Here is a 21,254-nt window from a genome sequence, read left to right as displayed (position 1 = left end):
AGAATGCGACCTACAATTCGCGCTTTGGAGAGCCCTTTCTTGAACGACATTCTGCTTTGGGTCGCCGCGGGTGGCGCGGTGCTTGCCTTCGTGGCCGCGGTGCTGGCCTGGCTGCGTCCGTCCGCTTCGGACGCCCGCCTTGAGGCCTTGCTGGAAGGCCTGGAAAGAACCGAGCGCGCGCTGCGCGCCGACATCGCCGAAGGCCAGCGCGGCCTGCGCAGCGAGTTTTCAGAATCCACGCGCGGGCTGCGACAGGAGCTGTCGCAGTCGCATGGCGACCTGCGCGCGGGGCTGTCGCGCGATGCGCAGGCCGCCCGCGCCGAGTCCGCCGAATCGCTGGCGCGCTTTGCCGCGGGGTTCTCGGAGCAACTGCAGGGCCTCATCCAGATCAACGAGCGGCGCCTGATGGAAGTGCGCGCCACGGTCGATCAGCGGCTGCAATCGCTGCAATCGGACAACAGCGCCAAGCTCGATGAAATGCGCCGCACTGTCGACGAAAAGCTGCACGCCACCCTGGAGCAGCGCCTGGGCGAGTCCTTCAAGCTGGTGTCGGACCGCCTTGAAGCCGTGCACAAGGGGTTGGGCGAAATGCAGGCGCTGGCGGCCGGGGTCGGCGACCTCAAGCGAGTACTGACCAATGTGAAGTCGCGCGGCACGTGGGGCGAAGTGCAACTGGCTCGGCTGATCGAAGACAACATGACGCCGGATCAGTACGCCAGCAACGTCAAGCCCGTGCCTGGCAGCGATGCCGCCGTCGAATTCGCCATCCGGCTGCCGGGGCGCGGCGATGGCGGTGATCCCGTCTGGCTGCCGATCGACGCCAAGTTTCCCAAGGAAGAGTACGAGCGCCTGATGGATGCGCAGGAAGCGGCCGACGCCGAAGGCGTGAAGGCGGCCGGGGCCGCGCTGGGCCGCGCGGTCGAAGTGCAGGCGCGGCTGATTGCCGGCAAGTACATCGCGCCGCCGCACACGACCGATTTCGCCATCATGTTTCTGCCCACGGAAAGCCTGTATGCCGAGGTGCTGCGCCGCCCCGGCCTCCTGGACAAGCTGCACGACCTGCGGGTCAACGTGGCGGGGCCAAGCAATCTGGCCGCGCTGCTGAACAGCCTGCAGATGGGATTCCGCACGCTGGCGATCGAACAGCGCTCCTCCGAGGTCTGGCAGGTGCTGCGGGCCGTCAAGACAGAGTTCGGCAAGTTCGGCGAATCGCTGGCCAGCGTCAAGAAGACCCTGGACACCGCCAGCAACAAGATCGGCCAGACCGAAGTCCGCACGCGCGCCATGCTGCGCAACCTGAAGGGCGTGGAGGCCCTGCCCGAAGCCGATGCCCTGCGTCTGCTGGGCGCCAGCGCGGCCGATGCCGCCGATCCCGACGACGACGCCGACGACACCCGCGCGCCGTCCGCCAGCGGCGTCTGAGGCGGGAACACCGAAGTCCGGGGCCCAGTCCGCCCCGGCGCGCGCTTGTTGCCCGCCCGCGCAGCCGATATCCTCATGCATGCGGCACTTCGCCGTCGATACCTGGAGCATCGTCAGCATGAGCATCGCCGAACGCCAAGATTCCTCTTCTCTCGACGCGACGGCGCTGGGCGCCGATATCGCCCTGGGCGCCACCACGGCGCTGGCTGCCATGCAGCAGGCGGTGGACAGCGTCGCGGCCCGCAATCCTTCCATCAACGCCGCCTGCGGCGTGCAGGCCGAGGCCGGCTTGCGGCTGGCAGAGGCGATGGACGCCGAGCTTGCGTCGCTGACGTCCGAACAACGCCAGGCGCTGCTGCGCGACCGGCCATTTCTGGGCGTGCCCACCCTGCTCAAGGATCTGGCCACGGCCGCCATCGGCCTGCCCAGCGCGATGGGTTCCGTGCTGTACGGCAAGGTCCAATGGAACCTCGACGCCGACATCGTCAAGCGCTATCGCCGCGCCGGGCTGATTCCGTTTGGCCGCACGACCAGCGCCGAACTTGGCCTGAGTCCCACGACGGAATCGCCGGTGTATGGCCCGGCCACGCAGAACCCTTGGAAAAAGGGTCATAGCGCGGGCGGCTCCAGCGGCGGCGCCGGGGCGGCGCTGGCCAGCGGGATGGTGCGCATCGCTCATGGCAGCGATGGCGGTGGGTCGATCCGTATTCCCGCCTCGTGCTGCGGCGTGCTGGGGCTGAAGCCCTCGCGCGGCCTTATGCCGCTGGGTCCGCTGAAAGGAGAAGGGTGGGGCGGCCTGGCCACCGAACACATGATGACGCTGTCGGTGCGCGACTGCGCGGCGGCGCTGGACATCAGCGCGGGCGCGGACGTGGGTGCGCCTTATGCGGCACCCGTCCAGCCGGCGCAATCTTATCGTGGCGTGGTGGCCCGCGTTGCCGCCGATCCGCGCGCGGCGCCCCGCCGGCGCATCGCGTTCATCAACACCACCTACGAAGGCGGCGCGATCCATCCCGATGTTGCCGCCACGCTGGACGAGGCCGCCGCGTTCTTCGCTTCGCTCGGGCATGAACTGGTGCCCGCCGCGCCGCCCGTCGGCTCCGAGGAAGTCCTGTCGCCGATGCTGCCCCTGATCGCCAGCGCGGCCGCCAACGCCATCGACAGTTTTGTGGCCGCGCGCGGCCGCCGCCTGGCCGCCGATGAGCTGCAGCCCACCACGCTGGGCGCGCGCGAGTACGCCCGCGCGATCTCGGGTGCGCAGTACGTGGCGTGCGTCGACACCTGCCACGAAATCACCCGCCGCATCGGGCGCTTCCTGCATCGCGACGGCGCTCAGGGCTACGACCTGTTCCTCAGTCCGGTCCTGGCGCTGCCGCCCGCGCCCATCGGGCGCTACGCCATGGACAACGCCGACTATCTGGCCTACCGTCTGGGCAAGAAGGGCGTCATCGGCTATTCGCCATTCGCCCCGTTGGCCAACCTGACCGGCATGCCCGCCATTTCGATCCCCTTCGGCTTGTCCGCGGACGGGCTGCCCATTGGTATCCAGGTGATGGGTCCGCTCGGCGCCGAGGCGCAATTGCTGGAGCTGGCCGCTCAGGTCGAAACGCTGCGGCCCTGGCCCTTGACGGCGCCCATGGCCCGATAGCCGCCACCGGGCGCCGCCGCCCCGCGCCGGCCGGCCAAACCAGGGAGATCGCATGTCATCGTTCGCGACGCATACCGTGTTCAACCAGGTGCCGCCCCTGGAAGACTATTCCCTGTACGACACCGATCCGGCGCTGCGCGAGGCCGTGCGGCGCGAGGGCGCCGAGGCCTGGGCGGGCGATCTTGCCGCGCACGGCGCCTGGTTGGGCCGGGCGCAGACGCTGGCCGCCGGCGCCGAGGCCAACCGCTGTCCGCCCCGCCTGGTCAGCTACGACCGGGCCGGCCATCGCGTGGATCGCGTCGAATTCCACCCCGCCTGGAACGTGCTGATGAGCGGCATCATGGCGCGTGGCCTGCATAGCCGCGCGTGGATGCAGCCCGCGCCGGGCGCGCAGGTGGCGCGCGCGGCTGCCTATCTGATGCAGGGGCAGGTCGAGGCCGGCACGCTATGTCCCACCACCATGACCTTTGCCGCCGTTCCGCTGCTGCAACGCGAGCCCGCCGGCGTGGTGGACTTTGCCGGCCAGTGGCTGCCGGCCCTGTACGCGCGGGAGTTCGATGGCGGCGACGCGCCGCTTGCCGCCAAGCGCAGCGCGCTGATCGGCATGGGCATGACCGAAAAACAGGGCGGTTCGGACCTGCGCGCGGTCACCACGCGCGCCACGCCGCTGGGCGCGCCCGGCCGCGGATGCGCGTATCAGCTCGTGGGGCACAAATGGTTCTTTTCGGTGCCGCAGGCCGACGCCCACCTGGTGCTGGCGCAGACCGACGAGGGGCTGAGCTGCTTTTTCGTTCCGCGCTGGATACCGGATGGCCCGCGCAACGCGGTGCGCGTGCGGCGGTTGAAGGACAAGCTGGGCAACTGGAGCAACGCCAGTTCGGAAGTCGAATTCGAGGATGCCTGGGGCGTGATGGTCGGCGAGCCCGGCCGCGGCCTGTCGGTGCTGCTGGAGATGGCGGGCACCACGCGGCTGGACTGCGTGCTGGGCAGCGCGGCGCTGCTGCGCCAGGCGCTGGCGCAGTCGGCGCATCACGCGCTGCACCGCCAGGCCTTCGGCAAGCCGCTGGTCGAACAGCCGCTGATGCGCAATGTGCTGACCGACCTGGCGCTGGAAAGCGAAGCGGCCATGGTCCTGGCGCTGCGTCTGGCGCGTGCTGTGGACGAGCGCGCCGACGCGGGCGCGCGCGCGCTGGTGCGCGTGGGCACGCCGGCCGCCAAGCTTTGGGTCTGCAAGCGCGCGGTTGCCGCCGTGGCCGAGTGCATGGAGGTCTGGGGCGGCAACGGTTACGTCGAGGAAGGCCCGATGCCGCGCCTTTACCGCGAAACGCCCGTCAATTCGATCTGGGAAGGCTCGGGCAACGTCATGGCGCTGGACGTGCTGCGGGCGCTGCAACGCGAACCCGATGCGCTGCCGGCGCTGGAGGCCGAATTTGCGCGCGCCGCAGGGCAGCACCGGGATTTCGACGCGGCGCTGGCGCGTTGGCGCGCCATGTTGGCGGATGGCGAGCACGCGCAATTCCACGCGCGGCGCATCGCCGCCGGGCTGGCGCGCCTGTGGCAGGCCGCGCTGCTCATCGAGCACGCGCCCGCCGCCGTGTCGCAGGCCTTCGTCGCCAGCCGCCTGCGGGAGACGGGCGGCATGTTCGGCGAACTGGGCGCGGGGGACGACACGCCGGGCGTCGCCACGCCTGGCGTCGACACGCCGGCGATCCTGGCGCGCGCCTGGCCCGCCATCGGCGCATGCTAAATTTCCCGGCTCAAGCAACTTTTCCGCACTTCTACCGCCATGCTCTCCCAGCAAGAACTCAAGCAGCAAGCCGCCGACGCGGCCCTGGAATTCGTCGAACAGGTCGCCGGCCCGGACGTCATCATCGGTGTGGGCACCGGTTCCACCGCCGACCTGTTCATCGACGGCCTGGCGCGATTCAAGGGCCGCATCGGCGGAACGGTCGCCAGCTCCGAACGCAGCGCGGCGCGCCTTGCCGGCCACGGCCTCAAAGTGCTGGACCTGAACGACGTCTCGACCATGCCCATCTACGTGGACGGCGCCGACGAGATCAACGCCGACCTGCACATGATCAAGGGCGGCGGCGGGGCGCTTACGCGCGAGAAGATCGTGGCCTCGGTGGCCGAGCGCTTCATCTGCATCGCCGACGAATCCAAGCTGGTGCAGACGCTGGGCAAGTTTCCGCTGCCGCTCGAGGTCATCCCGATGGCGCGCGAGTCCGTGGCCCGCGCGCTGACCGCGCTGGGCGGCCAGCCCCGCCTGCGCGACGGCTTTGTCACCGACAACGGCAACATCATCCTGGACGTGTCGGGCCTCACCATCTCGGACGCGCCCGCGTTCGAAGCCATCGTCAACAACCTGCCGGGCGTCGTGACCTGCGGCCTGTTTGCGTTGTCCGGCGCCGACGTGGCCCTGCTGGCCACCCAGAACGGCATCCGCCGCCTGGACCGCCGCGCCTGATTCCGGCGGCGAAGGCCGGTCCCGCCGAACCGCCTTGCGGGGGGCGGGGCCGCCATTCATAATCCTGTCACACTTGGGTCATAACCTTGCCGGTTGTGCAGGCCCATCTCGTAACTTCTCTCAACTTCGGGGCAATGCAATGAGATCAACCACGCAGGGAGCCCGGATGACGGAGCATACAAACAAGCAGTTCGACGCCGATCTGGAAAGCGTCCGTTCGCAATTCTTGCAAATGGGCGGCGTGGTGGAAGCCATGATCCAGGAGGCGATCGACGCGCTGGCCAGCGGCGACATGACGCTGGTTGAAAAGGTGCGCGAGCGGGAAAAGGAAGTCAACCGCCACGAAGTCGAGATCGACGAAAGCATCAGCCGCATCCTGGCCCGGCATCAGCCCACCGCCATTGACCTGCGCATGCTGATGGCCGTGTCCAAGATGCTGACCGACATGGAACGCTCCGGCGATGAGGCCGAGAAGGTCGCCACCGTCGCCCGCCGCGTCCACGAAGGCGAACTGCGCCACATCCCCGTGATCGAACTGCGCCACATGGCCGCCAACGTGCGCAACATGCTGCACCAGGCGCTGGACGCGTTCGCCCGCCTCGACCCCATCCAGGCCGCCGCCGTCGTGCGCAGCGACAAGGAAGTCGACAAGGAATGGAAGGGCGCGCTGCGCCACCTGATCACGTACATGATCGAAGACCCGCGCACGATCTCGCGCGCCATTGACATGATCTTCATCGCGCGCGCGCTCGAACGCATTGGCGACCACGCCAAGAACATGTCCGAACGCGTGATCTACATGGTCAAGGGCGCCGACGTGCGTCACACCGGCGTGAAGAACACCGAGCGCCTGGCGCGCGGCGAAGAAGAATCCGAGGACACCTCGGACCAGTAAGCGGTAAGACCGGCTGCCGCTTCACAGCGGCAGCGCTGCTCCCTGGCACAGCCGGGGATCCGGCACACCCGGCTTGCCGCCGTCGATGCGGCCCGCCAGCCGGCGTCCAAAGACCGGCATGGCCGGTGCACTGACCTCCAGGTCGTACCAGCCCTCGCAACCCGCGTACTTGAGCTCGACCGCGCCGCCCGCGGGCACGTGCGCCATCGCGCGCCAGCCATCGTTCATCTGCGATTCCACCCGCACCGGTTGCGGCTCGTCGCCGTGGTTCACGAGCCGCAGGCGCAGGCCCGAGGTGACGGGCACCAGTTGCGCTTCCAGCGTGCCCGCATCGCGCGCATCGCCGCGGAACTGCCGGTGAAAGCCGTCCGGCCCCAATAGCCAGAGGTCGTACCGGCAGCCCGCGCCCAGCTTCCAGCCGTCGTCCAGGCGCGCGCCCGCACCGACCGTGTAGCGCCGGGGCGCGCGCGCCAGCGCGAGCCGATCGTACACGTGCAACACGGCGCCCGCGCTGCCCGGATTGCGCAGCGTCAGGCGGTAGTGTTCGCCGTCGGCCGCCATCTGGCCCACGGCCTCCAGCGTGTAGGGCAGGGGACAGGTGTGGCGGTTGCTGTCCGGGTGATGCGAATTCCGGTCGCCAGCGAAATCGAAGGCCGTCGTCAGGTCGCCGGCCACCGAGCGCCGCCAGGTGCTGATGTTGGGTTCGGCCACGCCGAACCGCATTTCAAGAAATCGGATGACGGAGGTGTGGTCGAACACCTGCGAATTGACCCACCCGCCGCGGCTCCAGGGCGACACGACCAGCATCGGCACGCGCGGCCCCATGCCGAAGGCGCGCCCGTGCATGCCGGCCGGATCATCGGTGGTGCACGCGCTGGGACCGTGCCGCGCGTCGTGGTATTCGCCGTCCAGCTCCACGGTCGACAGGCCGCCCGACTCGCCGTCCGGATGTCGCGCTGGCGGCGCGGGCGGGGGCATGTGGTCGAAGAAGCAATCGTTTTCGTCGTAGGTGACGAACAGCACGCACCGGCTCCAGGTGTCGGAACTGGCCGTCAGGATGTCCAGCACTCGCTCGGTATAGGCGCCGCCTCGCCGGGGCGAGGAGACTTCGGGATGCTCCGAGTCGGCCGTGGGCGCGATGATCCACGAGACGGCGGGCAGCGTGCCCTGCGCCACATCGCGCGCCAGGTCGTCCAGCGTGCGGGTGGCCAGCGCGCGGTCGCGCAGCGGCGCGTCCCCAGCGCTGCTCTCGTGTTGCCGCCGGTACTGCCGGAATCCCGCGAGCGGATTGTCGTTGTAGTTGTCCGCCATGTCCTGGTAGATGCGCCAGTCCACGCCTGCGTCCTGCAGACGCTCGGGGTACGTGGTCCAGGCGTAGCCTTCGCCCGCGGGCCCCAGCCGGTCAAAGGTGTTGACCAGCGCCGGTCCGCCGGCCGCGCCCAGCGGATCGTTCGTCCCGGTCCACAGGAACAGCCGGTTCGGATTGGTGCCCGCCTGGATCGAGCAGTGATAGGCATCGCACAGCGTGAAGGCGTTGGCCAGCGCGGTCTGAAACGGCACGTCGGCGCTGCGGTAGACGCCCAGGCCCAGCCGGCTCTTGGCGGACAGCCATTGGTCCATGCGGCCGTCGTTCCAGGCGCGCTGCGAATCGTCCCAGGTATGCGGCGTGATGTAGCCGACGGGCTTGTCGCTGGGGACCTCCGCCTGCAGATCGTAGGGGCGGCAGCGCGCCTGGCCATCGGTCTGCGTCATCACCGTGCCCGCGCGCGTGGGCGCGGGATGCGGATCCGCAAACCCGCGCACGCCGGGCAGCGTGCCGAAGTAATGGTCGAAGGACCGGTTTTCCTGCATCAGGATCACGACGTGGCGCACATCTTGCAGCGTGCCGGTCTTGCGGTCAGGTTCGATCTGCAAGGCACGCGCGATGACAGGGGACGGGTCGGGACTGATGGGCGGGCGCGATTCTTCTTTCATGACAGCTTTAATACGGTCGGCATTCTTTGAATCTTAAGGCCTTGGCGGGTGTGCGATTGACGCTCGGAAGACACTCGGGCAGGACGGATGCCGGCGTGCCGCAAAAACAAAGCCCCTCGCATGCGAGGGGCTTTGCCGAGCCGCGCGCCCGAGGGCGCGGCGGGGGGCGGGCCGGATCAGGCCGAGGGCGGAACGTAGCCGTCGGCTTCGACACTGCCGTCTTCGAACAGGTAGCGTTCCATCTGCTGCTGCAGGTACTTGCGTGCGCGAGCGTCGGCCAGGTTCAGGCGGTTCTCGTTCACCAGGCGGGTCTGCACGCCTTTCCAGTCTTCCCAGGCTTCCTTGGAAATGCTTTGCCAGATGCGGGTGCCGAGTTCACCGGGATAGGGCGGGTAGTCCAGTCCTTCGGCTTCACGCTTCAGTTTCACACAGTTGACGATACGGGCCATTGTTCGCTGCCGGAAAAATGAATAACGCGTCATTTTAGCGGGCTTGGCGTGCGTCGGGCGCCAAGCCCCTTCCGCTGGCGGCGGAATGGCCCCGCGGGCCGGTCTCAGAGCTTCTTGATGAAGACCAGGCTGTTGCGGGAACGGTTGTAGTTGGTCTGCTTCTCGCGGGGCAGGTCGGTGATGCCGCCCTGCACGAAACCGCGCTTGATGAACCAGTGCGAGGTGCGCGTGGTCAGCACGAACAGCCGCTTGGCCCCCAGCGCGCGGGCGCGCGACTCCATGTGGCGCAGCAGGATTTCGCCCTCGCCCGAGCCTTGCCATTCCGGGTGCACGATCAGGCAGGCCATTTCGGCCATCTGCTCCTCGTGAAAGTCGTGCAGCGCCGCGCAGCCGTAGATGACGCCGTCGTGCTCGAGCACGGTGAAGTTTTCGACGTCGCGCTCGACCACGCTGCGCGGGCGCGGCACCAGCGTGCCGTCGGCTTCCAGCGGCTCGATGAGGCTGAGGATGGCGCCCACGTCGTCGATGGTGGCCGGGCGCAGGTCGTCCAGCGTGTCCTCGACGACCATGGTACCCACGCCGTCGTGGGTGAAGATCTCGAGCAGCACGCTTCCGTCCAGTTCGAACGGCAGCAGGTGGGCGCGCGCCACGCCGCGCTTGACTGCGAGCGAGGCGTATTGCAGGAAGGAATGGGTCTCTTCGTCCAGCTCGCCGGCCGCCAGGAGGGCGTCGGCATCCACACGCGCCAGTTCGGTGTCCAGCGTGCCGTCGTCGTTCAGCACGCCTTGCGAGCTGGACAGGAAGATCAGCTTTTCGGCGCGCAGTCCCACGGCCACGCTGGTGGCCAGGTCTTCCATCGCCAGATTGAAGGCATCGCCCGTGGGCGAGAAACCCAGCGGCGACAGCAGCACGACCGACGAGCCTTTCTCGATGGCGAATTTCAGCGCTTCCACGTCGATCTTGCGCACCTGGCCGGTGTGCTTGTAGTCCACCCCGTCCAGCACGCCCGCCGGGCGCGCGGTCACGAAATTGCCGGAGATGACGCGGATGTGGGCGTGCGACATGGGCGTGTTGGGCAGCCCCTGGCTGAACGCGGCCTCGATGTCCAGGCGGATCTCGCCGGCGGCTTCCTTGGCGCACTCAAGCGCGGCGGCGTCGGTGGGGGACAGGCCCCGGTCGAACTGCTGCGTGTAGCCTTTCAGGCGCAGCTGCTCGTTGACCTGGGGCCGCGAGCCATGCACCAGCACCAGCCGGATGCCCAGCGACGAGAGCAGGGACAGATCCTGGACCAGGGCGTTCAGCGCGCCGGCCTGCACCAGTTCGCCGCCAAACGCCACCACGAAGGTCTTGCCTCGGAACGCATGCACGTAGGGGGCCACGTCTCGGAACCATCGCACAAATTGCGCGGCGGCGAATTCAGGGGCTTCAAGGGCGGAGACGGTGTCTGGTTCCAGGTCGGGCATGATGTGTGTTGCTTAAGATCCTATGGGTCGCGGGACGGCGCGGGCCGAGGGGCCATGCGCAGAGCACCGCCCCGGGGGCGGCGCTAGGCGGAATTATAGGGCTCGCGCCAGCCGCGCCCCTGGCGGGCGCGGCGTGCGTTGTTGCGGGCGCCCCACAGGCGGTCGCGCTTCGCGGTCCCGGCAGGCGAGCGGACCGCAAGGCGCGCGTCAATGCCGCGACAACTGGCGGTGTTCCAGCCGGCTGAGCAGCCGCACCACCGGCCACAGCAGCGCCAGGTAGAACAGGGCCGCCAGCACGATGGGCGACGGGTTGTAGACCAGCGACTGGGCGTCGCGGGCCACCCGAAGCAGCTCGGGCAGCGCCACGGCGCTGGCCAGGGTGGTCAGCTTGACCACTTCGAGCGTGTTGCTGATGAGGTCCGGCATGACATTGCGCGTGGCCTGCGGGATCTGAACGTGCCACATCGTTTGCCAGGCCGACAGTCCGGTGGACCGCGCCGCCTCGATCTGGCCGCGCGGCACGCTTTCCAGGCCGGCGCGGAAGACCTCACCGTAGTAGGACGAGTTGTTCAGCATGAAGCCCACGGCCACCGCCAGCAATTTGGGCAGGTCCAGCCCCAGGAACGGCGCGCCGAAGTAAATGAAGATCAGCAGCACCAACGGCGGCAGGGCGCGAAAGAAGTCGATGTAGATGGCCAGCAGCACGCGCGACCAGCGCGCCTTCAGCGTGACCGACAGCACCCCGATGAGCAGCCCCGAGGCCAGCCCCACGGGAATCACCATGGCCGACAGCATCAGCGTGCGGCCCAGTCCCTGCAAGAGGTACGGCGCGACGCTGACATAGATGTTCAGGTTGAAGAAATTCTGCAGGATTTCGTCCATGCGGTTCCCCTGGGGCCCGTTCGGGGCTCCCTTGTTGTGCCGGGCGGGTGTGATCAGCCTCGCTTCCCGCCCGATATGCATTCGTAAAGATGCGTTCGCTCAGTGCTTCCCGTCAGTGCTTCCATTTGAAGCGCGTTTCGGTCCAGCGCCCCAGAACGACCACGGGCAGGAAGATCAGCAGGCACGCCACCGCGGCCAAGGTCAGCGGCGTGGCGTTGCCCGCATTGCTGCTGGCCGATTGCGCGTTGTTGAGCACTTCGCTCAAGCCCACGACAGAGCCCAACGCGGTGCTTTTGGTGATGGCGATGACGCGGTTGGTCAGCGGCGCGACCGTCAGCCGCATGGCCTGCGGCATCACCACATACACCATGCTCTGCAGCCAGTTCAGCCCCGTCGAGCGCGCCGCCTCGGCCTGGCCTCGCGGCACCGACAGGATGCCCGCCCAGAAGATTTCCTCGGCAAAAGCGGCCAGCACCAGCGACAGCGACAGCCAGCACGCCATGAATGCCGACATCGACAGGTTGATGTACGGGAACGCGAAGAACAGCACCATGATCACCACCAGCGGCGGCAGCGCGCGCAGGATGTCGGCAAAGCAGATGATCAGGAAATTCACCGGCCGGATGCGCAGCGCGCGCACCACGGCCAGGACGAGGCCGAGCGCGACGCCTGTCGCGGCCACGGCCACGCCCAGTTGCAGCGTGACCCACATGCCGGCCAGGATGTCGGGCAGGTAGCGCCAGGCGACTTCCGCATTGAAAAACGAGAACAGCAGGGCATTCAGATCCATGGCGCACTCTTCGAACCGCCTTACGCGGCATGTTCCGCCATGCTGGCCAGGAAGGCCTGCGTGCGGGGTTGTCGGGGGGCGCCGAAGACGTCCTGCGGCGGGCCTTGTTCGACGATCACCCCGCCGTCCATGAACACGACCCGGTCGGCCGCCGCGCGGGCAAAACCCATTTCGTGGCTGACCACCATCATCGTCATGCCGTCGCGCTTGAGTTCACGCATCACGTTCAGCACGCTGCCCACCAGCTCCGGGTCCAGCGCGCTGGTCGGCTCGTCGAACAGCACGACCTTGGGCCGTAGCGCCAGCGACCGCGCGATTCCCACGCGCTGCTGCTGGCCGCCGGACAACTGGTCGGGATAAGCTTGTGCCTTGTCGGCCAGCCCCACGCGGTCCAGCGCCTCCATGCCGCGGCGGTCGGCTTCGGCTCGCGCCAGCTTCTGCACCTTGCGCAGCGCCAGCGTGATGTTCGACAGCACGGACATGTGGCGGTACAGGTTGAAGTGCTGGAACACCATGCCGATGTTCTGGCGGATGCGGTTCAGCTCGGCCGCGGGGGCCGTGATTTCCTCTCCGTCGACGTGGATGCTGCCGGCGGTCGGCTCCTCCAGCCGATTGCAGCAGCGCAACAGGCTGCTCTTGCCCGAGCCGGATGGGCCGATCATGAAGACCAGCTCGCCCTTGCCCACGTCCAGGTCGATCCCTTTCAGGACCGCGTTGTCGCCATAGGACTTGTGCAGCCCGGCGATTTTCAGGATCGGCGTTTCCATTGAAAGCTCCTCAAAGCGCGGGCAGGAGGCCGCGTGGCGGCTTCCCCCCCCTGTCGTTGGCGGTGCGTCGGAAAATCAGCTGCAGCGCAGCTCGACCGGCTTGGCGTCGTAGCCTGGCAGGTCCGGCACGCCCTGGCCCGGCGTCACCGTGACCGCCGCCGAGCCCGCGGCAGGCGTGAAGCCGAACCACTTCTGCACCAGCTTGGACACCGTGCCGTCCTGCTTCAGGCACTTGAGCGCCATCGACACGCGGTCGCGGCCCGCCTGGTCGTCCAGCCGGAACGCCAGCGCCCATACCAGTCCCGTCTTGATCGTGTAGCTGGTGCGCACCGCCGGGTTCTGCTTGGCCGCCCATGCCGCCACGGTGTTGCCCGCCAGGTTGGCGTCCGCGCGGCCGGACTGCACGGCCTGCACCGCATCGGCATTGGAGGCGTACACGTCATACGTGAAGCCGTACTTGGCGGCGTTATCGCGCGCCCAGTTCTCGTAGGCCGAGCCCTTGTTGACCGCCAGCTTGCGGCCCTTCAGGTCATCCAGCCCTTTGATTTCCTTGCCGTTCTTGCCGATCACGAAGGTGTAGTCCGTGTTCAGGTAGCCCTCGGAAAACAGCAGGGCGCGGGCGCGTTCCTCGGTGGCCGTGGTAGGCGCCAGCACGAAGTCGTACTTCTTGGCGTTCAGCCCAGGAATCAGCGCCGCGTATTCGGTGCCCTCGATCTTGATCGTCGTGCCCAACTGCTTGGCGATGGCTTGGCCGAGTTCGATGTTGAAGCCGTCCAGGCCGCCGCCCAGCTTGGGCATGGCGTGCGGGGCGAACGTGGCGTCCACGCCGGTGGTCAGCGGCTGGGCGGCAACCGCGGTCAGGCTGGCGCCGGCCAGGCACAACGTGAGGCCGCAGCGGCCGGCAAAAGTCAGGGTGCGGAGAAGGCGGGTCATGGCAGGTCCTTTAGGGAAGAGGCGTCTTGCCCAGGGCGGGTCCGGTTCCCACGCGCTCGAGGATCAAGCCGTAGTGTTCCGGACGCCGGTGGGCGGCGAAGTTGAAGATGTGCTGCTTGAAGGTGTCTCCCAGCGCCAGATCGGCCTGGCAGAAAATCACCTCGTCCTCCTCCCCCTGCGCCTGCGCCACGATCTCGCCCGTGGGCGCGACGATGGCCGATCCGGCGATCAGGTGGCTGCCGTCCTCATTGCCGGCCTTGCCTGCGGCGGCCACCCAGACCGCGTTCTGATACGCGGCCGCCTGCAGACTGAGCAGGTGGTGGAACATTCGCAAGTGGACCGGTTCGTTCCAGTGGATGTTCAATGACGGCGTGTTGTATCCCAGCGCCACGATCTCGGCGCCCTGCAGCGCGAGCACGCGCCAGGTTTCCGTCCAGCGGCGGTCGTTGCACAGGCACATGCCGATGCGCGTGCCCAGCGTTTCCCAGACATTGAAGCCGTCGTTGCCGACTTCGAAGAACTTCTTTTCCAGGTGCTGGAACGGCGCGTCGGGCTTGTGGTCGCTGTGGCCCGGCAGATGGATCTTGCGGTAGCGTCCGACGATGCGCGCGTTGGCGTCGACCAGGATGCTGGTGTTGTACCGACGGCCGTCCGAGGCGATTTCCGCATAACCCAGATAAAACCCGATGCCCAGTTCCCGGGCGGTGTCGAACAGCACGCGGGTCTCGGGGCCGGGCATCTCCTTTTCGAAGTAGCGCGCCATCGCCTCTTCTTCGGTCATCCAGTAGCGCGGAAAGAAGGTGGTCAGCGCCAGTTCCGGAAACACCACCATGCGCGCGCCGCGTCCGTGCGCCTCGCGCATCATCTCAAGCAGGCGGGCCACCGCCTGCCGCCGGGTCTCTTCGGGTTGCACCGGACCCATCTGCGCGACCGCCAGGCCGAAGGGACGTTTGCTCATGCCGTGATCCTTTACTCAGTGACTCAGGCGGCGCTGTCGGCCGAAAAGTATTTGCGCACCAGCGCATTGGGATTGCCGGTCAGGCGCTGACGCAGCACCGGTTCCGGCGTGCCGCGCTTGATGAAGCGGCCGCTGCCGCGCGTCACGTGCAACTGTCCGTCCTGGACGGCGATGCGGCCGCGGCTGATGACCACTTCGGGCCAGCCGCGCACCGTCCGGCCCTCGTAGGGCGTGTAGCCGACGTTGTCGTGCAGCATGGAAGCGGAGATCGTCACTTCGCGTTCCGGGTTCCAGATGGCGATGTCGGCGTCCGCGCCCACGGCGATCGTGCCTTTCTGCGGATACAGGCCGTAGGTGCGGGCGTGATTGGCCGCGGTCAGCGCGACGAAGCGTTCGATGGAAATGCGTCCGCCCAGCACGCCTTCGGAGAACAGCAGTGGCATGCGCACCTCCAGTCCCGGCACGCCATTGGCCACGTCCTTGAAGGTGGTGGCCTCGCCCTTGGGCAGCTTGCCGCTGGCATCGAAGCGGTAGGGCGCGTGGTCGGACGAATAGATCTGCAGCGTGCCGTCGGCCAGGCCCTGCCAGACGGCCTCTTGCGAGGCCGCATCGCGCGGGGGCGGGCTGCAGCAGAACTTGGCGCCTTCCAGCCCTGGCGCGTCGATGTCGTCGGCCGTCAGGAACAGGTATTGCGGGCAGCTTTCGGCGTGGATCGGCAGCCCCAGCGCCTGCGACGAATGCACCACGCGCACGGCTTCCAGTCCGGCCACGTGCACGATCAGGATCGGCACATCCATCATCCGGGCCAGCGTCACGGCGCGGTTCGTCGCCTCGCTTTCTGCCAGCGGCGTGTGGGCCACCGCGTGATACTTGGGCGCCGTCATGCCGCGCTCTGCCAGGCGGCGCGCCACCCAGCGGATCATGTCGTTGTTCTCGGCGTGCACCATGACCAGTGCGCCCTCGCGGTCGGCAACCTCCAGCACGTCCAGCAACTGATAGTCGTCCAGCTTCAGGCGGTCGTAGGTCATGAAGACCTTGAAAGACGTGATGCCGTTCTTGATGAGCTCGGGCAGGTCGTGCTTGAGCGCCTGTTCCGTGGGGTCGGACAGGATCAGGTGAAAGCCATAATCGATGACGGCCTTTTCCTCGGCGCGGCGGGCGTAGTCGGCCACGACTTCAGGCAGCGCGTTGCCGCGATGTTGTGCCGCGAACGGGATGATGGTGGTCGTGCCGCCGAACGCCGCGGACACGGTTGCGCTGTAGAAGTCGTCGGCGCACATGATGCCCATGCCCGACAACTGTTCGACGTGGCAGTGGCTGTCGATGCCGCCGGGCAGCACCCAGCGGCCCGCGGCGTCGATGTCGCGCGCGCCCGGCGGCAGGCCCTGGCCCAGCGCGACGATCACGCCGTCGCGCACGCCGATGTCGGCATGGAAGGTGTCGGTGGCCGTGCTGATGCGGCCGTTGCGGATCGTCAGGTCGAATGCTGCGGTGTCGGTCATGGATAGGGGTTCCGCGCGAAGGGGTGGTCAGAGCGTGCCGGGATAGATGCCGCCGTCCAGCACGAGGTTCTGCCCCGTCATGAAACCGGCGCGCGCGCCGCACAGGAAGGCGCAGGCGTCGCCGAACTCGGCGGGGTCGCCATAGCGGCCCGCGGGGATGCCCGCCAGCCGCGCGGCCAGCACGTCATCCACCGTCTTGCCGCTGTCGCGCGCGCCGCGCTCGGCCGTCTGGCGCAGGCGGTCCGTCAGGAACGGGCCTGGCAGCAGGTTGTTGATCGTGACGCCGTGGCGCACGGTCTGGCGCGCCAGCCCCGCGACGAATCCGGTCAGCCCGGCGCGTGCGCCGTTGGACAGGCCCAGGATGTCGATGGGCATCTTCACGGCGGCCGACGTGATGTTCACGATGCGGCCGAAGCGGCGCGCGATCATGCCGTCCACCGTGGCGCGGATCAGCGCGATCGGCGTCAGCATGTTGGCGTCCAGCGCCGCAATCCAGTCCTCGCGCGACCATTCGCGGAAGTCGCCGGGCTTGGGCCCGCCCGCGTTGGTGACCAGGATGTCGGGCTCGGGGCAGGCCGCAAGCAGCGCCTGCCTGCCGGCCTCGGTGGTGACGTCGGCGGCCACCGTGACGACCGAGGCGCCCGTTTCGCGGCGGATTGCGTCCGCCGCGGCGTCCAGCGTGGCCGCGGTGCGCGCGGCCATCACCAGATTCACGCCTTCGCGCGCCAACGATAGCGCGCAGGCGTAGCCCAGACCCTTGCTCGATGCGCACACCAGCGCGTGCTTTCCCTTGATGCCCAGATCCATGCGTGCGCTCCTTATTCAGCCTTGCACGGGTTGGCGGCCGGCGCAGGCCAGGGACAATCCGACGCGCGCGACCGTGGCTTCCAGTTCGGCCGCGGTCACCGGATCGATGCGCATCCCCGGTGCGCGCAACGCATGACTCTTGATGGCGCCGCGGCGCTGGTACACGTACTTGCGCAGCGCCAGTCCGATCTTGGGCTGGAACTCGTAGCGGATCAGCGGGCAGTAGCGGTCGAAGATCGCGGCGGCGCCGGCGTGGTCGCCGCTGGCGTAGCGTTCGTAGATGGCGACCAGGATCTCCGGAAACGCAAAGCCGGTCATGGTGCCGACCGCGCCGCGCTGCAGTTCCTCCAGGAAGTACACGCCGCCCAATCCGCCGAAGATCGCCATCTCCGCGTCCGGCACCAGTTCGCGGATGCGGCTGATCTTTTGACCCACCGGCGGCTCTTCCATCTTGATCATGTGCACGCCGCCTTCGCGGCCCAGGCGCGCCACGACCTCGGGCCGGATCTCGGTGCCGAAGGAATCCGGAAAGTCGTGGATCACGACCGGGATATTCACGGCGTCCGCCACCGCCTTGTAGTAGTCGAACAGCAGCGCATCGCTGGCGTTGTCCAGGGGCGCGGCGAACACCGCCGAGGCGCCCAGTTCCTGGGCTTCGAGGGCCTGCTCGATGGCGCCGGCAATGCCGTGGGCGCGCACGCCGACCCACACCGGCACGCGGCCATCCGTGTGCTTGACGAAGGTTTCCAGGACCAGCCTGCGCTCGGCGTTCGACAGCTTGTGAAGCTCGCCGAGAAACCCGAGGATGGCCAGGCCGGTGACGCCGGTTTCCAGCAGGAAGTCGACCAGCGTCCGGATACTGTCGGCATCGACGCGCAGGGCATCGTCAAAGGGCGTGGGGCAAATGGTGAAGACGCCTTTGGCGTCGATGGAGGCTGCCATCTTTTCTCCGTCAGGATGCGTGAAAACCGAAATCGGGAACGACGTTTCGATGTCATCCTAAAGCGGAACTTTTAGAACTCCACTTGCTTTTTTATTGCCTTGGTATAACAGCCGGTTAAGTCAAGGTTTACCCTTGGCAGGGTTTGCCTGGACCTGCGCCGAGAGCTCAAAACCCTGCTCTTGCAACGTGTGGCGCAGCACGTCCACGAAGGCTTGCGCAAGCTGCGACAGGGGCTCGAATCGCGACTGCACCAGGCTCGCCGTGAGGATCTTGGCCTGGTCGATCGGGCGCACCACGAAGTCGCCCTGCGTGCGGCTCTTGACCGAAAATTCATCGACGATCGCGATGCCCGCGCCAGCCTGCACCAGCGAGCACGCGTTCTGCGGCGAGCTCACCTCGACGGCAAGCCGGCGAGTCTGGCCGGCCTCGTGGTACATCTGCTCGACCAGCATCCCGAACGGCGTGTCGCCGCCGTAGGAAATCAGCGGGTAGGGCAGCAGGTCCCCGATCGACAGCAGCGAGCGATGGGCAAGCGGATGGTTGTAGGGGCAGATGCAGACCAGCCTGGCCTGCCCGATCGGCTGGGTCAGCAGGTTGGGGTGCTGGACGGGCAGGATCACGACGCCCAGTTCGGCGCGGTTGTCCAGCAGCATCTGCGTGAGGGGCTGCTGCGTAAGCGGCTGGAAGGTGATCTTGACGTCCGGATGCGTTTCGCGAAAGCGCGAGATCGTCAGCGGCACCAGCATGTGGCCGATGCTGGGGCTGGACACCAGGTGCAGGATGCCGCTGCGGCGTTCCGACAGTTCCGAGGCCAGCTCGCCCACGCGGCGCACGCCCGCATAGACGGTTTCCACTTCGCGAAAGAGTTGCCGGGATTCGGGCGTGGGGTAGAGCCTGCCCTTGATGCGTTCGAATAGCGCGAAGCCCAGGCGCTGTTCCGTGTGCGACAGCAGCCGGCTGACCGCGGGCTGCGAGACGAACAGCAGCTTGGCCGCCCCGCTGATCGAGCCCGTGGTCATCACCGCCCGGAAGACTTCGATTTGCCGCAGATTCAGTTGCATGGCGCGCCCGCTCCGAATTGACGCGACGAGCATAACAAAGGGTTAAGGGCAGCGCACAAATTGACAATACATGCTCAGGCCGTGCGCGGCTAGACTGGCGCCGTACCTTGCCCCGGCCCGCGCCCGCGCGTCGCCAACAACAGGACGGACGAATGGAACAGACCCTGTTTGTGATCAATCCCAACTCCACGCAGGCCGTGACGGACGCGTTCGACGCGGCGCTGGAACCGCTGCGCATGGCCGGCGGTCCGCGCATCCGGTGCCTGACGCTGGCCGAGGGGCCCGCGGGCGTGCAGACCCAGTTGGACGTCGAAAGCGTCACCCTGCCGCTGGCCGCCCTGGTGCGCAAGCTGGATGCCGACCACGGCGCCGCTGCCGCGGGCTACGTCATTGCCTGCTTCAGCGATCCCGGCCTGCATGCCGTGCGCGAAGCCACCCGCAAGCCGGTACTGGGCATCAGCGAATGCGGCATGCTGACCGCCCTGACGCTGGGCCAGCGCGTCGGCGTGATCGCCATTCTGCGCCAGTCGCTGCCGCGCCACGGACGAATGTTCGGCGCAATCGGCCTGGCCGGCCGCGTGGCGGCCGAGCTGCCGCTGGATCTGGGCGTGGTGGAACTGTCTGACGAAGCCCGTACGCGCGAGCGCCTGCTGCATGTCGGCGCGCGGCTGCGCGACGAGCATCAGGCCGACGTGCTGGTGCTGGGCTGCGCGGGCATGGCCGCCTATCGGGGCTGGTTGCAGGCCGAGCTGGGCCTGCCCGTGGTCGAGCCGACCCAGGCCGCCGCGGCGATGGCGATAGGCCGCATCCGCCTGAACTGGCACGGCGCCTGAGGCCACCATGCGCAACCATGAACTGATCGAGCGGCTGTCGCATCTGGTGGGCGATGGCGGACTGGTGCTGGATGCCGACGGCCAGGCTCCCTACGTGCGCGACTGGCTGGGCAAGTGGCAGGGCAGCACGCCCGTGGTGGTGCGGCCGCGCAACGCCACGGAGGTGTCCGCGGTCATGCGGCTGTGTCACCAGACCCGCACGCCGGTTGTGCCGCAGGGCGGCAATACCGGGATGAGCGGCGGCGCCACGCCGGATGGCAGCGGCGCGCAAGTGATCCTGAGCCTGAACCGGATGAAGCGCATCCGCGAGGTGGACGCCATCAACAATACGTTGTGCGCCGACGCCGGCGTGTTGCTGGCCGACGTGCAGGCGGCCGCGCGCGAGGTCGGCCGCTTCTTCCCGCTGAGCCTGGGCGCGGAAGGCAGTTGCACCATCGGCGGCAATCTGGCCACCAACGCCGGCGGCACCGCGGTGCTGCGCTATGGCAACACGCGCGACCTGACGCTGGGACTGGAGGTGGTGCTGCCGGACGGCCGGGTCTGGAACGGCCTGCGCGGGCTGCGCAAGGACAACACCGGCTACGACCTGAAAAGCCTGTTCATCGGCTCGGAGGGCACGCTGGGCATCATCACCGGCGCGGTGCTCAAGCTGTATCCCGCGCCGGCGGGCCGCGTGGCGGCCTGGGTGGGGGCGGAGACGCCCGCCCAGGTCGTGGGGTTGCTGAGCCGCCTGCAGGGCGTCTGCGGCGAACGGCTGACCGCGTTCGAGATGATGTCGGCGCGCTGCCTGGATCTGGTGGTGGCGCACGTCAGCGGCGCGGCCAGCCCGCTCGCCGGCCGTCACGCGTATTACGCCTTGGTGGAACTGTCCGACACGGAACCGGCCGGCCTGCCGGGTTTGCTGGAAGCCGCGTTGGGCGCGGCGCTGGAGGCCGGTGTCATCCAGGATTGCGTCGTCGCCATGAACGACACGCAGGTGCAGACTCTGTGGCGCCTGCGCGAGGGCATCTCGCAGGCGCAGGTGCGCGCCGGCAAGGCGGTCAAGCACGACATCGCGCTGCCGATCTCGCGGCTGGCGGCGTTTGTGGAGGAAGCGGATCTGGCGCTGGTCTCGGATTTTCCGGGGCTGCCCATCATCAACTTCGGCCACATCGGCGATGGCAACCTGCATTACAACGTGCTGCTGCCGCTGGACGTGGCGCCGGCCGAATATGCCCGGCTGACCGCCGCGCTGAACCGGCGCGTGCATGACCTGGTGGCGCAGCGCGGGGGCAGCATCAGCGCCGAGCACGGCGTGGGCCAGTTGCGGCGCGACGAGCTACGCCGCTACAAATCGCCCGTCGAAATGGATCTGATGCTGATGATCAAGCGGGCGCTCGATCCCAACCAGCTCATGAACCCGGGCAAGCTGCTGTAGGACATCCGAGGCGGGCCGGGCAGGGGCCGCGCGCGCGAAGTCC

General features: G+C 68.0%; 19 protein-coding genes. 7 read left to right on the top strand and 12 right to left on the bottom strand.

Annotated features, from left to right (window positions below; all coding sequences use genetic code 11):
• Positions 1–3 precede the first annotated feature (3 nt).
• The 5 genes from HV786_RS14200 (at position 4) to phoU (ending at position 6,432) form a co-directional block, all read left to right on the top strand.
• Complete coding sequence (locus HV786_RS14200) at positions 4–1,422, top strand: DNA recombination protein RmuC (protein WP_420809641.1); 1,419 nt, start codon at positions 4–6, stop codon at positions 1,420–1,422.
• Between the two features lie 79 nt (positions 1,423–1,501).
• Positions 1,502–3,070: an amidase gene (locus HV786_RS14195; RefSeq protein ID WP_254599480.1), complete on the top strand. Its 1,569-nt coding sequence runs from the start codon at positions 1,502–1,504 to the stop codon at positions 3,068–3,070.
• A 52-nt stretch (positions 3,071–3,122) separates the two neighbouring features.
• Positions 3,123–4,817, top strand: a complete 1,695-nt coding sequence (locus tag HV786_RS14190) for an isovaleryl-CoA dehydrogenase (RefSeq protein WP_175211131.1) — start codon at positions 3,123–3,125, stop codon at positions 4,815–4,817.
• 39 nt (positions 4,818–4,856) lie between these two features.
• Complete coding sequence (rpiA, locus tag HV786_RS14185; protein ID WP_128827898.1) at positions 4,857–5,537, top strand: ribose-5-phosphate isomerase RpiA; 681 nt, start codon at positions 4,857–4,859, stop codon at positions 5,535–5,537.
• A gap of 166 nt (positions 5,538–5,703) precedes the next feature.
• Complete coding sequence (gene phoU, locus HV786_RS14180; RefSeq protein WP_056320149.1) at positions 5,704–6,432, top strand: phosphate signaling complex protein PhoU; 729 nt, start codon at positions 5,704–5,706, stop codon at positions 6,430–6,432.
• A gap of 21 nt (positions 6,433–6,453) precedes the next feature.
• Here the strand turns inward: phoU and HV786_RS14175 are convergent, their stop codons facing one another.
• From HV786_RS14175 to HV786_RS14120, 12 genes are all read right to left on the bottom strand, one after another.
• Entirely contained in the window at positions 6,454–8,406 is a 1,953-nt protein-coding gene (locus HV786_RS14175; RefSeq protein ID WP_175211129.1) for a phosphocholine-specific phospholipase C, read from the bottom strand.
• 176 nt (positions 8,407–8,582) lie between these two features.
• The gene (locus HV786_RS14170) at positions 8,583–8,855 is read right to left on the bottom strand and encodes an oxidative damage protection protein (protein ID WP_056320154.1); all 273 of its coding nucleotides are present in this window, start codon (positions 8,853–8,855) and stop codon (positions 8,583–8,585) included.
• A gap of 104 nt (positions 8,856–8,959) precedes the next feature.
• Complete coding sequence (argA, locus tag HV786_RS14165; RefSeq protein ID WP_128827900.1) at positions 8,960–10,318, bottom strand: amino-acid N-acetyltransferase; 1,359 nt, start codon at positions 10,316–10,318, stop codon at positions 8,960–8,962.
• A 207-nt stretch (positions 10,319–10,525) separates the two neighbouring features.
• Positions 10,526–11,200 (bottom strand): amino acid ABC transporter permease, encoded by a 675-nt coding sequence (locus tag HV786_RS14160; protein ID WP_062838418.1) that lies wholly within the window; start codon positions 11,198–11,200, stop codon positions 10,526–10,528.
• Positions 11,201–11,312: 112 nt separating this feature from the next.
• The gene (locus HV786_RS14155; RefSeq protein ID WP_062838417.1) at positions 11,313–11,990 is read right to left on the bottom strand and encodes an amino acid ABC transporter permease; all 678 of its coding nucleotides are present in this window, start codon (positions 11,988–11,990) and stop codon (positions 11,313–11,315) included.
• Between the two features lie 20 nt (positions 11,991–12,010).
• Positions 12,011–12,757: an amino acid ABC transporter ATP-binding protein gene (locus tag HV786_RS14150; RefSeq protein WP_128827152.1), complete on the bottom strand. Its 747-nt coding sequence runs from the start codon at positions 12,755–12,757 to the stop codon at positions 12,011–12,013.
• Between the two features lie 75 nt (positions 12,758–12,832).
• The gene (locus HV786_RS14145) at positions 12,833–13,690 is read right to left on the bottom strand and encodes a transporter substrate-binding domain-containing protein (RefSeq protein WP_128827151.1); all 858 of its coding nucleotides are present in this window, start codon (positions 13,688–13,690) and stop codon (positions 12,833–12,835) included.
• A gap of 10 nt (positions 13,691–13,700) precedes the next feature.
• Positions 13,701–14,648: an N-carbamoyl-D-amino-acid hydrolase gene (locus tag HV786_RS14140; protein WP_128827150.1), complete on the bottom strand. Its 948-nt coding sequence runs from the start codon at positions 14,646–14,648 to the stop codon at positions 13,701–13,703.
• A gap of 23 nt (positions 14,649–14,671) precedes the next feature.
• Positions 14,672–16,150, bottom strand: a complete 1,479-nt coding sequence (gene hydA / locus HV786_RS14135; protein WP_175211127.1) for a dihydropyrimidinase — start codon at positions 16,148–16,150, stop codon at positions 14,672–14,674.
• Positions 16,151–16,177: 27 nt separating this feature from the next.
• Positions 16,178–16,957, bottom strand: a complete 780-nt coding sequence (locus tag HV786_RS14130) for an SDR family oxidoreductase (RefSeq protein WP_056320173.1) — start codon at positions 16,955–16,957, stop codon at positions 16,178–16,180.
• A gap of 15 nt (positions 16,958–16,972) precedes the next feature.
• On the bottom strand, positions 16,973–17,899 hold the full coding sequence (locus tag HV786_RS14125; RefSeq protein WP_175211126.1) for a dihydrodipicolinate synthase family protein: 927 nt from the start codon (positions 17,897–17,899) through the stop codon (positions 16,973–16,975).
• A gap of 120 nt (positions 17,900–18,019) precedes the next feature.
• On the bottom strand, positions 18,020–18,961 hold the full coding sequence (locus HV786_RS14120) for a LysR substrate-binding domain-containing protein (RefSeq protein WP_056320178.1): 942 nt from the start codon (positions 18,959–18,961) through the stop codon (positions 18,020–18,022).
• A 152-nt stretch (positions 18,962–19,113) separates the two neighbouring features.
• Here HV786_RS14120 and HV786_RS14115 point away from each other — a divergent pair, with 152 nt between their 5' ends.
• Together HV786_RS14115 and HV786_RS14110 are read left to right on the top strand one after the other, a co-directional pair.
• A complete protein-coding gene (locus HV786_RS14115; protein WP_056320180.1) occupies positions 19,114–19,794 on the top strand; it encodes an aspartate/glutamate racemase family protein in 681 nt (226 codons plus the stop codon).
• A 7-nt stretch (positions 19,795–19,801) separates the two neighbouring features.
• On the top strand, positions 19,802–21,211 hold the full coding sequence (locus tag HV786_RS14110) for an FAD-binding oxidoreductase (RefSeq protein WP_175211124.1): 1,410 nt from the start codon (positions 19,802–19,804) through the stop codon (positions 21,209–21,211).
• The last annotated feature ends 43 nt before the right edge of the window (positions 21,212–21,254 follow it).

The sequence above is a fragment of the Achromobacter mucicolens genome (assembly GCF_902859725.1).
In the GTDB taxonomy this organism is placed as follows: Bacteria; Pseudomonadota; Gammaproteobacteria; order Burkholderiales; family Burkholderiaceae_B; genus Achromobacter; species Achromobacter mucicolens.
The sequence above is the reverse complement of the archived record's forward strand: the minus strand, read 5'-3'. Positions and strand labels throughout refer to the sequence as shown.